General features: G+C 71.1%; 9 protein-coding genes. 7 read left to right on the top strand and 2 right to left on the bottom strand.

The window, feature by feature from the left end; all coding sequences use genetic code 11:
• The first annotated feature begins 277 nt into the window (after positions 1-277).
• Positions 278-7,450, top strand: a complete 7,173-nt coding sequence (locus ACIQF6_RS30755) for an LPXTG cell wall anchor domain-containing protein (protein WP_400900843.1) — start codon at positions 278-280, stop codon at positions 7,448-7,450.
• Positions 7,451-7,664: 214 nt separating this feature from the next.
• Entirely contained in the window at positions 7,665-8,165 is a 501-nt protein-coding gene (locus ACIQF6_RS30750) for a peptidylprolyl isomerase (RefSeq protein WP_400900841.1), read from the top strand.
• A 202-nt stretch (positions 8,166-8,367) separates the two neighbouring features.
• Here the strand turns inward: ACIQF6_RS30750 and ACIQF6_RS30745 are convergent, their stop codons facing one another.
• Positions 8,368-8,733 carry a VOC family protein gene (locus tag ACIQF6_RS30745; RefSeq protein WP_400901065.1) on the bottom strand — a complete coding sequence of 122 codons (366 nt, stop codon included), beginning with the start codon at positions 8,731-8,733 and terminating at the stop codon, positions 8,368-8,370.
• Between the two features lie 229 nt (positions 8,734-8,962).
• Positions 8,963-9,799 carry a hypothetical protein gene (locus ACIQF6_RS30740; protein ID WP_400900839.1) on the bottom strand — a complete coding sequence of 279 codons (837 nt, stop codon included), beginning with the start codon at positions 9,797-9,799 and terminating at the stop codon, positions 8,963-8,965.
• Between the two features lie 246 nt (positions 9,800-10,045).
• Here ACIQF6_RS30740 and ACIQF6_RS30735 point away from each other — a divergent pair, with 246 nt between their 5' ends.
• From ACIQF6_RS30735 to ACIQF6_RS30715, 5 genes are all read left to right on the top strand, one after another.
• Complete coding sequence (locus tag ACIQF6_RS30735) at positions 10,046-10,393, top strand: DoxX family protein (RefSeq protein WP_400900837.1); 348 nt, start codon at positions 10,046-10,048, stop codon at positions 10,391-10,393.
• 444 nt (positions 10,394-10,837) lie between these two features.
• Positions 10,838-11,446 (top strand): AAA family ATPase, encoded by a 609-nt coding sequence (locus tag ACIQF6_RS30730; protein ID WP_400900835.1) that lies wholly within the window; start codon positions 10,838-10,840, stop codon positions 11,444-11,446.
• A gap of 445 nt (positions 11,447-11,891) precedes the next feature.
• On the top strand, positions 11,892-13,457 hold the full coding sequence (locus ACIQF6_RS30725) for a hypothetical protein (RefSeq protein WP_400900833.1): 1,566 nt from the start codon (positions 11,892-11,894) through the stop codon (positions 13,455-13,457).
• A 383-nt stretch (positions 13,458-13,840) separates the two neighbouring features.
• Entirely contained in the window at positions 13,841-14,152 is a 312-nt protein-coding gene (locus ACIQF6_RS30720; protein ID WP_400900831.1) for a hypothetical protein, read from the top strand.
• Between the two features lie 160 nt (positions 14,153-14,312).
• Positions 14,313-15,065, top strand: a complete 753-nt coding sequence (locus ACIQF6_RS30715) for a phosphotransferase (RefSeq protein ID WP_400900829.1) — start codon at positions 14,313-14,315, stop codon at positions 15,063-15,065.
• The last annotated feature ends 113 nt before the right edge of the window (positions 15,066-15,178 follow it).

The raw sequence follows: 15,178 nt of genomic DNA, 5'->3' as shown, positions 1-15,178 counted from the left end.
CGGCCGGCGGGATCCGCCCTTCGCCGCTGGTCTGACGATCGGTCAGTCGTTCTGATGTTCTGTCGCCAAGTCAGATCCATGGCGGCCGGTACGGCATCCCGGGTTAGCGCATCCGAGCGATTCTCTAGGTCCACTGATAGTACAAACTGATAACCGTCGGTAGTGGCTGCGCATAGTCAAGGGCATGACGAGACATCTCCGCGGATCGGGGCGACCGCGACCGCGACTGCGATCGCGAGCGGCCCGCTTCATCAGCGCCGCAGCCACTCTCGGCCTGGTGGGCGCCGGCCTGACGGCCTCCATGGCCGCCCAGGCCGCCGCACCCACCCGCCACCACGTCGCGGCGCCGGCGCCGGAGCGGGTCCGGGCCCTCGGATCCACCCTGCTCCAGGAGGACTTCACCGGCGCGACCGCGGACCCGAGATTCGTCGCCGTCGACGCGGCCTGCCTGACCGGTGCGCCGATCTCACCCCTCGGTCCGGGCGACCACCCGCTGGGCGGCTGCCCGGTCCCGGAGACGGGTCCGGTGCCGCCGCTGGACAGCTCGCCGTTCGGCTACCTGCGGATCACCGACTCCAACTTCGACCAGGACGGCGCGGTCCTGTTCGACCAGGCGCTGCCGGCCGGCGCCGGTCTGGACGTGTCCTTCGACCAGTGGCAGTACGGCAGCACCACGCCCGCCACCCCGGCCGACGGCATTTCGTTCTTCCTGGTCAACGGCGATGTCTCGCTCGCACACCCCGGCGCCTACGGCGGCAGCCTCGGCTACGCGCAGAAGCTGCCCGGCGACGACTCGAACCTGACCTTCCTGCCCGGCGTCGACTCCGGCTACCTCGGCGTCGGCCTCGACGTGCTCGGCAACTACTTCGGCGACTGGGAGCACCGCGGCAACGGCTGCGCCACCCGCTCCCCGGCCGGCACCGGTTTCCGCATCCCGGCGCCGGGCGCCAACATGGTCACCCTCCGGGGCCCCGGTGACGGCCTCGACGGCTACTGCTTCATGACCGCGACGACCAGCAACTTCAGCACCACCGGCCCCTGGCCGTCGACGCTTCCGGGCCTGCTCCAGGGCCCGTTGACCTCGTTGCCGCCCGGTGTGACGCCGGCTCAGGCCCAGGCCCTGCTGGAGCCCTCGCGCCGCCGGGTGCACGTGCACATGACCCCCGCGCCGGCCCCGGTGCTGACCGTCGGCGTCGACTTCAACGACGGCACCGGCGAGCACCAGGTCCTCCAGACCGCGGCGCCGCAACCCGTCCCCCCGACCTACAAGTTCGGCTTCGCCGGCTCGACCGGCTCGTTCACCGACGTGCACCTGATCCGCAACGTGGTGATCGCCACCGACGAGCCGCTGCCCGAACTCAACCTGGTCAAGCAGGCCCACCGGCCGCTGCCCGCCGACCTTACGGTCGGCACCCCCGTCCCGTACGACTTCGTCGTCACCAACTCGGGGAACGTGCCCATCGACAACCTCGCGGTCAACGACCCGAAGATCGGGCCGGTCAGCTGCCCGGTGAGCGTCCTGCAACCCGGCGAGACCGTCACCTGCACGGCGACGTACCTGGTCACCTCGGCGGACGGGGCCGCGGGCCACGTCGCCAACACCGCCCAGGCCACCGGCACGGCGGACGGCAACCCGGTCGTCTCGCCCCCGTCGTCCGAGGACATCCCGGTGATCCAACAGCCGGGCCTCGACATCACCAAGCACGTTGACAGCCCCGGCCCGTTCCACGTCGGCGACACCGTCCCCTACACGTACGTGGTGAGCAACACCGGCGGCACCACGATCACGAACGTCGCCGTGACGGACGACCGGGTCACCGGCATCACCTGCGACACCACGACCCTCGCCCCCCGAGGCAGCCCCGGCGACAGCACCCAGTGCCACGGCAGCTACGTGATCACCGCAGCCGACGCGCTGGCGGGACAGGTGACCAACACCGTCCACGCGAGCGGCACCGCCGACGGCCAGCCGGTCACCTCCCCCGAGACCCAGGCCACCGTCCCGGTCATCGGCCCCAGCTCGATCGACCTGACCAAGCAGGCGGACACCGCGGGCCCCGTCCACGTCGGCGACACCGTCCACTACACGTACGTCGTGACCAACACCGGCCAGACGGTGCTCAACGACGTCCTCGTCACCGATGACCACGCGGACCCGGTCACCTGCGACAGCACCGTCCTCGCCCCCGGTGAGACCACCAAGTGCCACGCCAGCTACGTCGTCACCGACGCCGATCTGGCACTCGGCCACCTCACCAACCGGGCCCAAGCCGCCGGCACCAACCCCGAGGGCGACGTGGTCCTGAGCCCCCCGGCGGAAGTGACCCTCCCCGTCGCCGGCGTCGCCGAACTGGCCCTCCAGAAGACCCCCGACAGCGTGGGCCCGTTCCACGTCGGTGACACCGTCACCTACACCTACACCGTCACCAACGTCGGCAACGCGCCCGTCCACAACCTCACGGTGGCGGACGACCACGTCGCCTCGGTGACGTGCGACACGACGACCGTGGACCCGGGCAACAGCGTCCTGTGCCACGGCTCGTACGTGGTGACGCCCGCCGACGTCACGGCCGGCCACGTCACCAACACCGCCCACGCGGACGGCAACGACCCGGACGGCCAGCCGGTGCAGAGCCCGCCGGCCGAGGCCACCGTCTCCGTCGCGGGCATCGCCGAACTCGCCCTCCAGAAGGCGGCGGACAGTGCGGGCCCGTTCCATGTCGGTGACACCGTTTCCTACACGTACACGGTGACCAACACCGGTACGGCGGTGGTGAGCAACCTCAGCGTCGCGGACGATCACGTTGCCTCGGTGACGTGTTCCGCCACCTCGTTGAATCCCGGTGCCAGCACCGCTTGCCACGGTTCGTACGTGGTGACGGCGGCCGATGTGACGGCCGGTCATGTGACCAACACCGCCCATGCTTCGGGGACGGATCCCGAGGGCCAGACGGTGCAGAGTCCGCCCGGCGAGGCGACTGTCCCGGTCGTGGGCGAGGCGGTGTTGTCGCTGGAGAAGGCGGCCGATGGCACTGGGCCGTTCCATGTCGGTGACACGGTTTCGTACACGTACACGGTGACCAACACCGGTACCGCCGCTGTACATGGCCTCACGGTGACCGATGACCACGTCACGTCGGTGACGTGTGACTCGACGACGCTGAACGCCGGTGCGAGCACGCTGTGCCACGGCTCGTACGTGGTGACGGCCGCCGATGTGACGGCCGGTCATGTGACTAACACCGCGCACGCGAACGGCACCGACCCCGAGGGTCAGCCGGTGCAGAGCCCGCCCGGCGAGGCGACGGTGCCGGTGGCGGGCGAGGGCGTGCTGTCACTTCAGAAGGCGGCGGACAGCGCGGGCCCGTTCCATGTCGGTGACACCGTCTCCTACACGTACACGGTGACCAACACCGGTACGGCGGTGGTGAGCAACCTCAGCGTCGCGGACGATCACGTTGCCTCGGTGACGTGCTCGGCCACTTCGCTGAATCCCGGTGCCAGCACGACCTGTCACGGTTCGTACGTGGTGACGGCCGCCGATGTGACGGCCGGTCACGTGACCAACACCGCGCACGCTGAGGGGACGGACCCCGAGGGCCAGACGGTGCAGAGCCCGCCGGCCGAGGCCACGGTTCCGGTGCTGGGTGAGGCCGTGTTGGCACTTCAGAAGACGGCGGACAGTGCCGGTCCGTTCCACGTGGGCGACACCGTCACCTACACCTACACGGTGACCAACACGGGCACCGCCGCCGTTAACAGCCTCACCGTGACGGACGACCATGTCGCTTCGGTGACGTGTGACTCGACGACGCTGAACGCCGGTGCGAGCACGCTGTGCCACGGCTCGTACGTGGTGACGGCCGCCGATGTGACGGCCGGTCATGTGACCAACACCGCGCACGCGAACGGCACCGACCCCGAGGGTCAGCCGGTGCAGAGCCCGCCCGGCGAGGCGACGGTGCCGGTGGCGGGCGAGGCCGTGTTGGCACTTCAGAAGGCGGCGGACAGCGCCGGTCCGTTCCACGTCGGCGACACGGTCAACTACACGTACACGGTGACCAACACCGGTACGGCGGCGGTGAACAACCTCAGCGTCGCGGACGATCACGTTGCCTCGGTGACGTGTTTTGCTACCTCGTTGAACCCCGGCGCCAGCACCACCTGTCACGGTTCGTACGTGGTGACGGCGGCGGATGTGACGGCCGGTCACGTGACGAACACGGCCCACGCCTCGGGTACCGATCCCGAGGGCCAGACCGTGCAGAGCCCTCCTGGTGAGGCCACTGTCCCGGTCCTGGGCGAGGCCGCGTTGGTCATCCAGAAGGCGGCGGACAGCGCCGGCCCGTTCCACGTCGGGGACACCGTCCCCTACACCTACACCGTCACCAACACCGGTACGGCGGCCGTGCACAGCCTCACCGTCACCGACGACCACATCACCTCGGTGACGTGCGACTCGACGACGCTGAACCCGGGCGACAGCACCTTCTGCCACGGGACCTACGTCATCACGGCGGCGGACGTCACGGCCGGTTCGGTCACCAACACCGCGCACGCGAACGGCACCGATCCCGAAGGCCAGCCCGTGCAGAGCCCGCCCGGTGAAGCCACCATCGAGATCGCGGGCGACGCCGCGCTCACCATCGCGAAAACCGCGGACAGCGGCGGCCCGTTCCACCTCGGCGACACCGTGACGTACACCTACACGGTGACCAACGCGGGCACGGCCGCCGTGCACAACCTGGTGGTGACCGATGACCACGTCGCCTCGGTGACGTGCGACTCGACCACGCTGAACCCGGGCGCGAACACGCTCTGCCACGGTTCGTACGTGGTGACGGCCGCCGATGTGACGGCCGGTCACGTGACCAACACTGCCCACGCGGACGGCACGGACCCGTTGGGACAGCAGATCGAGAGCCGGCCGACCGAGGCCACCGTCCCCGTGGTGGGCGAGGGCGCGCTGACGATCGAGAAGGCGGCTGACAGCGCCGGTCCGTTCCACGTCGGCGACACCGTCTCCTATACGTACACGGTGGCCAACACCGGTACGGCGGCGGTGAACAACCTCACGGTCGCGGACGATCACGTTGCCTCGGTGACGTGTTCCGCCACCTCGTTGAACCCCGGTGCCAGCACGACCTGCCACGGTTCGTACGTGGTGACGGCGGCGGATGTGACGGCCGGTCATGTGACGAACACCGCGCACGCGGAGGGGACGGACCCCGAGGGCCAGACGGTGCAGAGTCCGCCCGGCGAGGCGACTGTCCCGGTGGTGGGCGAGGCGGTGTTGTCGCTGGAGAAGGCGGCCGACGGCACTGGGCCGTTCCATGTCGGTGACACGGTTTCGTACACGTACACGGTGACCAACACCGGTACCGCCGCTGTTCACAGCCTCACGGTGACGGACGACCATGTCGCCTCGGTGACGTGCGACTCGACCACGCTGGATCCGGGCAGCAGCGTCCTGTGCCACGGTTCGTACGTGATCACGGCGGCGGATGTGACGGCCGGCCACGTGACGAACTCCGCGCACGCGAACGGTACCGATCCGCAGGGCGAACCGGTGCAGAGCCCTCCGGGTGAGGCCACTGTTCCGGTGGCGGGCGAGGGCGCACTGACGATCCAGAAGACGGCCGACAGCGCGGGTCCGTTCCACGTGGGCGACACCGTGAACTACACGTACACGGTGACCAATACGGGCACGGCAGCGGTGAGCAACCTCACGGTCGCGGACGATCACGTTGCCTCGGTGACGTGTTCGGCGACCTCGCTGAACCCCGGTGCGAGCACGCTGTGCCATGGTTCGTATGTGGTGACGGCGGCCGATGTGACGGCCGGTCACGTGACCAACACCGCCCGCGCCGAAGGGACGGATCCCGAGGGCCAGACGGTACAGAGTCCTCCTGGTGAGGCGACTGTTCCGGTGGCGGGAGAGGGCGCGCTGACGATCCAGAAGGCGGCGGACAGCGCGGGTCCGTTCCACGTCGGTGACACCGTGAACTACACGTACACGGTGACCAGCACCGGAACGGCGGCGGTGAACAACCTGACCGTGACGGACGACCACGTTGCCTCGGTGACGTGCGCGGTGACCTCGTTGAGCCCGGGTGCGAGCACGCTGTGCCATGGTTCGTATGTGGTGACGGCTGCGGATGTGGCGGCTGGTCATGTGACGAACACGGCTCACGCGAGCGGCACGGACCCGCAGGGGCAGCCGGTGCAGAGTCCGCCTGGTGAGGCGACTGTTCCGGTGGCCGGCGAGGGCGGGCTGACGATCCAGAAGGCTGCTGACAGCGCGGGTCCGTTCCACGTCGGCGACACGGTCAACTACACGTACACCGTGGCCAACACGGGCACGGCGGTCGTCAGCAATGTGACCGTGACGGACGACCACGTCACCTCGGTGACGTGCGGCGCGACGTTGTTGAGCCCGGGCGCGAGCACGCTGTGTCACGGTTCGTATGTGGTGACGGCTGCGGATGTGGCGGCTGGTCATGTGACGAACACGGCTCACGCGAGCGGCACCGATCCCGAGGGGCAGCCGGTGCAGAGTCCGCCCGGTGAGGCGACCGTCACTGTGGTGGGCGAGGCCGCGCTGTCGATGGTGAAGAAGGCCGATGCGGCCGGTCCGTTCCGTCTGGGTGAGACCGTCAACTACACCTACACGGTGACGAATACGGGTACCGCGGCCGTCAGCAGTGTGGTGGTCAGTGACGACCGTGTCGCGTCGGTGACGTGCGGTGCGTCGTCGTTGAACCCGGGGCAGAGCACGACGTGCCACGGCAGTTACACGATCACGGAGGAGGATGTTCAGGCCGGGCACGTGACGAATACGGCTCGTGCGTCGGGTACCGATCCGGAGGGGCGGCCGGTGGAGAGTGCGCCGGGTGAGGCGACGGTGGAGACGACGTCGAGTGCCTCGTCGCTGTCGATCACGAAGCGGGCGGATGTGAAGGGTTCCGCGCGGGTGGGTGACACGGTGACGTACACGTACACGGTGACGAACACCGGGGCGACGGTGCTGACGGGCGTGACGGTCCGTGACGACCGGGTGGCGTCGGTGGTGTGCGAGGCGACGACGCTGAACCCGGGTCAGAGCACCACGTGCCGTGGGACGTACACGGTGACGGAGGCGGATGCGAAGGCCGGTCATGTGACGAACACGGCGACGGCTTCGGCCCGTGATCCGCAGGGTCAGGTGGTCGAGAGTGCGCCGGTGGAGCTGTGCGTGACGGTGTCCGCGTGCCCGGAGAAGGAGGAGTGCGGGAAGCCGCAGCGTCCGTCGGAGCCGCCGCACGGCGGTGGGAAGGGCCATCTGCCGGACACGGGTTCGCCCGAGGGTCTGGTGGGGGCCGGTCTGGCCGGCGGTGGGTTGCTGACGCTGGGCGGTGTGCTGCTGTACCGGGCACGGCGTCGTGCGAACGCGGACCGGTTCGTGGGGTAACTCCCTTAGTTTCACCGTTCGTTCGGTGAATCGGACCGCCTTCGGGGCCTTCGGGCTCCGGGGGCGGTCCGCTGCTGTGCGGGTGGGGTGGGGTGGGGCCGGGTTGCGGGGCGTGGGCCGCGGGGCGGGTGGTCGGCGTGTTCGCCGGTCGGTCGGCTGGGAGGATGGTGGGCGTTCCGCACCGGATCGATACAGCGTCAGAAATGAGATGGTCTTGTCCAAGGTCAAGCTGCACACCAACCACGGCGACATCGTGATCCTCCTGAACGCGCAGAAGGCGCCCGAGACCGTGAAGAACTTTCTCCAGTACGTCGCGGACGGCTTCTACGACGGCACGGTGTTCCACCGGGTGATCGACGGTTTCATGGTTCAGGGCGGCGGGATGGAGCCGGGCCTGCGGCGCAAGGAGACCCGTGCGCCGATCAACAACGAGGCCGACAACGGTCTGAAGAACACGCGGTACTCGGTGGCGATGGCCCGGACGTCGGACCCGCACTCCGCCACCGCCCAGTTCTTCGTGAACGTCGCCGACAACGCTTTCCTGGACCACACCGCGAAGTCCGGCCCGGGCTGGGGCTACGCCGTGTTCGGCGAGGTCGTCGAGGGTCAGGACGTGGTCGACGAGATCAAGTCCGTTCCGACCACTTCCAAGGGCGGGCACGCGGACGTTCCCAAGGATGACGTCGTTCTGGTGAGCGCCGAGGTCGTGGAGTGACCTGCCCGGCCGTGGCCGTCTGCCCGATTGTGGCGGCCCGCCCGGTTCCGCCGGGCTGCGCCCGGGGGCCGGTGGGTCTGCCGGTCTGACGGCCGGCCGGGTTCCGACCGTGCCTCGGCGGGCCGCCCCGCCCCGCTGTCCGGCGGGGCGGCCCGCCGGGGGCGATCGTCGGTGATTGCTCCGGTGTCCCGCCCCGGGGGTGTCACCACTCCGCCGCGGAGCCGTCGGGTTGCAGGAACTCCAGCCGGTTTCCCGAGTTGTCGAGGGCGTGGAAGCGGCGGTGGCCGGGGAAGTTCCCGTCCCACACCACCTCCACCCCGGCAGCGGCGAGCCGCTCGGCCAGGGCGTCGATGTCCGTCACCCGGATGCCGGGGTGGGCCCTGCGGGCCGGTCGGAAGTCCTCCTCCACACCCAGGTGGATCTCCAGGTCGTCCGCACGCACCCACAGGCCGCCACGGGCCGCCAGCACCGGCGGCTTCGTCAGCTCCGTCATGCCGAGCACTCCGACGTAGAACGCGCGACACGCGTCCTCGCTGCCCGGTGCGATGGAGAGCTGCACGTGGTGCAGTCCGAAACCCGTCCCGGTCGGGCACGCCGTGCTGTAGTCCCGCCCCCGCTGCTCACTGTGCTCGTCCAAGACCCCTCCGCCCTCCGCAGGCCCGACTTCGCGGCCCGCACTCCGGGACCCGAGCCGGCCCCCCGACCCGGTGCGTCCCCTGTCGGGCTCATCCTGCTCACGCGGCCCCCGTCCGATCAAGAGCCACTCGCCGTTCGCCGACTCTGCCCCGGCCGGGTGGTCAGGCGGCTGTTCCGTCGTGCAGCAGGTGGCGGATCGAGGCGGTCATTGAGGCGACGAACTTGTCCCGTTGTTCCTGCGGGACGATGTCCAGCGACAGGTAGGGGTTGAGATCTTCCAGCTCGACCAGGAGCAGGTGCCCCTCCGTGGTTCGGCAGGCGTCCACGCGCTGGATGCCGTGGTCGAGGGTGTTCCAGTCGATGAAGCGGCGGGCGAAGGCGAGGTCCTCGGGAGTCGCCGGATAGGACGTCAAGTCCCAGCGGCGGGACGGGTCCGGGGCGTGGAGGGCGTACTGGAAGGCGTCGTCGACGAAGTAGAACGACACCTCGTAGCGGAAGTCGACCAGCGGCTGGACGAGCACACCGCCGTGCGCCGTCCCGGCGAGCGCATCGCGGTCCAGCACGGCCAGGCCGATCGAGTCCGCGCCGGCCCTCGGCTTCACCACGTACCGCCGGGCCCGCGGCAGCAGATCGACGTCGGCCGGGTCGCCGACGGTGGGTATGACCGGATACCCGGCGGCCGTCAGTTCGAGCAGGTAGTCCTTGCCGGCCATGTCTCCGCGGCCCGTCAACGGGTTGTAGACGCGAGTCCCGCGGGCGAGGGCCTGGCGGCGGAACTCGTCGAACTGCTCCTGGTAGTACAGCACCGGCCCGCTGTTGCGGATCACGACCGCGTCGAAACGGTCCATCAACGCGACCGCGTCCCGCGGGTGACACAGCGCCACATCGAACTCCTCGCGCAGCCGCGACGTCAGGAAGACGTCCTCGTCGCCGTACCGGCGCCCCTGCGCGGGGTACGCGAGATCGGTGACGAACAGGATGCTGGAACGCTTGCGCACGACGCAGTCCTTTCCCGGGGCGGGCGGCCACTCTACGCGGTGCCTGCGCACCGGCCCGGGGGAGTGGGGACGTCGCCAGGACGGCCCGGGCGGGGACTTTTTTTGGGGAGGGGTGTCACATCCGGTGCAGGCGCGGGGTCAGGGGAGTGTTCGAGCAAACGCGGCGGAGCGCGGGAGCCGCGAAGCGGGGTAACGGCCCCGGTCTTCGGTCTCTCGTGCCCCGCCGCCTCACCCCTGGAGTGCCTTGTGTCTGTCGCCCATGTCGTTCTTGCCGTCGTCACTGCCGTGTGGGTCGGGTTCTCGGGCGTGTCGCTGGCGCGTCGTGCCGGGTTCGTGACTCAGCCGCTCGTCCAGTACGGCGTTCCGCGCTCGTGGTGGGGCCCGCTGGCGTTCGCGAAGCTCGCCGGCGCGATCGGTCTGCTGGTCGGTCTTGCTGTGTCCGCCCTCGGCGTCGCTGCCGCGGTGGGCCTGGTCCTGTACTTCCTCGGCGCGGTGGTCACCGTTCTGCGGGCCCGCTCCTACAAGACCGTCGTCTTCCCGCTGCTCTACCTGGCCCCGGTCGCGGTCACCCTCGGCCTCGGCGTCGCCGCCTGAACTCCGCTCGCGGCCGTGACAGGCCCGTGCGGACAGCGCCGGCGTTCGCGGGTGCGGGTGCGGGTGCGGGTGCGGGTGCGGGTGCGGGTGCGGGTCTGGGTTCGGGGCCGGGTTCGGGTGCTGCTCGGTGGTGATGCTGCCGGCGCCGGGCGTGGTGAGGACGTCACAGCTGCCGCGCGGCCGGGTCCACGGTGCTGACCGCCGGAGCCGGTCCGTTCCCGACCGGCGCGCGACGGCCCGGACGCGGCCGCTGCCGACGGATCGGACGCCCGGCATCGCATCGGGAGAGCGCCTGTGGCAGACGGGCCGTCTGCCACACCTGTGAGCACAGGCGTTGGCCGTGCCCGGTGGGGCGGCACCCCCGCCGCCCCGCCCACCCGGGGCCCCGGCACCGTACCCGCCCCCGCTCGTTGTCGGGCGTCCTGCGCCCTCTACGGTGGCCGTATGCGTACCGGCCGCCACCCCTGGGACATCCTGCTGATCGGCGGCGCCTCCGGCGTCGGCAAGAGCCGCCTCGCCGCTCGCGTCGCGGCCGACCGTCACGCGTTCACCGTCGAGTTCGACGACGTCGTCGCGGCCCTCGAAGCGGCCACCACCCCGGCCACCCACCCGGCGCTGCACCAGTTCACGGCTCGTCCCGCCTCGGCGGAAGGGGAGCGGGACACCGATCGCATCCTGGAACTCCAGATCGCCACCGCCCAGGCCCTGGACAACGCCCTGCTCGGCGTCGTACGCAACCGGCTGAGCGTCGACATGCCGGCCGTCGTCGAGGGCGACTACCTCACCCCCCGCGCCGCCGCCCAGGCCGCCGAGGAAGCCGCGGCCCTTGGACGACGCCTGCACACGGTCTTCCTCCACGAGGGCGACCCGGCGCGCATCGCCGCCAACTACGCGCACCGCGAGCCCGACCTGGGCCCCCAGACCGCCCGCGCCACGGTCAGCGCCGCCTACTCCCACTGGCTCGCCGCCCAAGCCCGCGCCCACCGCCTGCCCGTACTCGACTGCCACCCCTACGACACGCTCCCGCAGCGCCTGGCTGCCGCCCTGGCCTGAACGCCCCCGTGCCCGGCCCGGAGCGCCGTCCGCCAGATCGGCACCTCCGGCGGCGTCCTGTTCGGCAACGGCAACCGCCCAGGCCAGGTCCTCGCCGACGAAGCCGCCGTCCTGCGCGCCAAGACCTTCTTCAACCGGACCCCGCCCCTGGCGCAGGTCCCCTGGAACTCCTGACCCGCCGTCACCCGGTCCCGCCCGAAGCACCCGAGCACCCGAGAACCCGAGCACCCGAGCATCCGAGTGGCCGAGTGCCGATCCCCGGCCGACCTCGCCGGAATCCCACCGGCGCGTCAACCCGCTGGCTACACTTCCCACGGGCGTCCCGGGACGCCTCCCGTCCGCGGACAGGGCCGAGCCCACCCGGTCGTGCGCCCAGCACCGGCACCGCCCCCGTACCTCCTTTCAGCCCGGCGCAGCGGACCGCGGGCCATGGAAGGAGGCCGCCATGGCGACCGTCATCCGGCTCCCCGACGACCCGAACTTCGAGCAACTGCGCAAGCAGGCGAAGGACTTGCGCGAGCGGGCCGGATCCGGCGCACCGGACGCCCTCGCACTGATCGCCGCCCATCAGCCCACGGGCCCGCACCCGCCGTCCCTGGCCGGCGCACAGCTGGCCGTCGCCCGCCGCTACGGCTTCCCGTCGTGGGCCGCACTCAAGCGGCACGTCCACACCATCCAGCGCCACCGCCGAACCCCGGACCGGATCGACAGCGCGACGTCACCCGCCGACCGGTTCCTCCTGCTGGCCTGCCTCCGCTACAGCCCCGACGACAATCCCGAGCGCTGGACACAGGCCGCCGCGCTCCTCGCCACCCACCCCCATCTCACTGCCACGTCGATCCACGCCGCGGCTGCCGCCGCCGACACCGCCGCACTCACCACGCTGCTCACCGACGATCCGACCCTGGCGGTCACCGAAGGCGGCCCGTTCGCCTGGGAGCCGCTCCTCTACCTCGCCTACGCCCGGCACGACCCCGCCGTCCCGGAAGACGCCGTCGCCGAAACCGCACGTCTGCTCCTCCACCACGGCGCCGACCCGAACGCCGGCTATCTCTGGCACGGCCTGACCACGCCCTTCACCGCACTCGCCGGCGCACTCGGCGGCGGCGAGCACGGCCAACCCCCGCACCCCGCAGCCGACGTCCTCGCCACCGCACTCCTGACCGCCGGCGCCGACCCCAACGACGGACAAGCCCTCTACAACCGCCAGTTCGGCACCGACGACACCCACCTGCGCCTGCTCATCGACCACGGCCTCGGGCGCGACGACGGGCGCGACGACGGACGCGAAGCCAGACGTGGCGACGGGCGCGGCGACAGGCGTGGTGCCGGACGCCGCAGCAATCCATGGCGCACACGTCTGGGCACGGCAATCCCCTCGCCCGCCGACCTGATCGCCGACCAACTCTGGTGGGCCGTCACCCACGACCTCCCCGACCGCGTCCGGCTGCTCGCCGAATGCGCAGACCTGCACGCCCCGTTCCACTTCCCCGACCACCGTCCGGTCCGGCTGCGCGCCTGGAACGGCACCACACCCACCCGCCTGGCCGCCCAGTGCGGCAGCACACGCGTCCTGCGGTACCTGGCCGTTCACGGCGCCCCCTGGTCACCGGCCGACGGCGCGGACTCACTTGTCGCCGCAGCCCTGGCAGGAGAGCGCGCCACCGTCCAACGGCTTCGCCCGCATGCCGACGCCGCACGCCGACGACGGCCCGCCCTGATCGTCTGGGCGGCAGCCCGCAGCGTCTGGCACGCCGTCCCGCTCCTGGTGGAACTCGGATTCGACGTCAACGCTCGCGGTCGCGGCGACATCCCCCTCGAACAACCCTGGGAAACCGCCCTCCACCAGGCCGCGGCCGCCGACGACCTGACCGGCGCACACCTGCTGATCGGCCTGGGCGCCGACCCGAACATCCGTGACACCCGCTTCGACGACACCCCACTCGGCTGGGCCGAACACCTCCGCCACACCCAGGTCGCCCACTACCTTCGCCCCCTGACCGACAGGTGACCCCACACCCCCGGCTCACCGTCACAGCCCGGCGCTGCTCCGTACCCTTCTGCCGCGCTCCAGGAGCGGGTTGATCGGACGCCGGACGGATCCACCGGCTCGTCGTCCACAGCCGGCCGCACCTTGGGCCGCCCATGCTGGTCACCGCCTCCCCGGTGTCACTCCGGGCGGAGCCGGCCCCGGGGGAGCGGTCGCAGGGCTCCCGGAGGCGGGTGAACCCCGACCACCGGTACGGCCGGTCCCGATGTCCGGCGACCGGGAGGAGCCCCGCTGGCAGGATTTCGAGGCAATCAGTCATTTCTGCCAGGTCCGCCGGCCGGGCTTCCCGACACAGAATGCAGAGGAGAGCCGACGGTACGGCTCCTGGACGGAAAGAACCCCCTGTGCGCTTCCTCGACGCCGCCTCCTTCACCGCCGAACGCCCTTGGGGCGCCCTCGATCTCGCCGAGCTCGACGACGCGACCGTCCGGCTGCACTGGACCGACCGGCCCTACCGATGGCACATCAACGACGGCCCGGAGGTCTTCGTCGTCCTCGACGGCGCCGTCGACATGCACTACCGCACCGGCGGCACCGAACAGGTCGAGCGCCTCACCCCCGGCCGGGTCTGCTGCGTGGAGCCCGGCGACGAGCACATGGCCCATCCCGCCCCCGAGGCCCGCATCCTCGTCATCGAGAAGCGCGACAGCGACTGACCCCCGCACCAGCACCTCCACCAGCACCCCGCACGAGCACCCTGCACCAGCACCCCGCAGCGGAGTCTGCCGGTGGCGCCCCCGATGACCCGGCCGACCGGGCAGCCGTGCCCTACGAACCCGGGGACGTCGCCGCCCGTCGCCGCCATACTGGTCGGCCATGGACAAGGTCGAAGTCGTCGTGGCCCACTCCGAGCGCGCAACCCTGCGGGTGGGTGACGTGTTCCTGAAGGTCGACGCGGACCAGGCGCGCATCGATGCCGAGCTCGAAGCGATGTCCCTGGCCCCGGTCCCCACCGCGAGAGTCCTCTGGCGTCGGCCGCCCGTACTCGCGCTCGCCGCCGTGCCCGGAGCGCCTCTCGGACGTCTCGGCGGCCCGTCGACCGGAACGCCCGCGGCGTGGGCCGCAGCGGGCGCCGCCATTCGAACACTCCACGACGCGCCCCTCCCGCCCCGACTCGGCCGGGCCGGCCGCAGCACCGCCGTGCTGGCCGCCGAACTCGACGACGAATGCCGGCTGCTCGTGACGGACGGCCTCCTCCCCGCCGGCCTCGTCGCCCGCAGCCGGCGGGTCGCCGATGCCGCACTGCGCCCGTGGAGCCCGGCCTTCACCCACGGCGACCTCCAGATCGCCCACATCTTCCTCGACGGCGACCACGTCACCGGCATCATCGACTGGTCCGAGGCGGGCCGGGGCGACCCGCTCTACGATCTCGCCACCTTCACCCTCGGCCACACCGACCGCCTCGACGACCTCCTCGCCGGCTACGGCGCCGACATCGACCTCGACCTCGACCTCGTCCGGGCCTGGTGGTCGCTGCGAACCCTGCTCGCCGTCCGCTGGCTCACCGAGCACGGCTTCGACCCCTACGCGCCGGGATGCGAGGTCGACGTCCTGAAGTCCCTGGCGTGAGCCCGCCCGGGCCCCGCACGCCGACAGACCGGTGCCGGGCCGCGGCCGCCGGGCCGGCCCTGATCCTGAGCTGACTCCACCTCAACTTCCGTTGCCGGCATGTCAGGTGCCCG

It is taken from the genome of Kitasatospora sp. NPDC092948, assembly GCF_044754805.1.
GTDB lineage: Bacteria > Actinomycetota > Actinomycetes > Streptomycetales > Streptomycetaceae > Kitasatospora.
The sequence above is the reverse complement of the archived record's forward strand: the minus strand, read 5'-3'. Positions and strand labels throughout refer to the sequence as shown.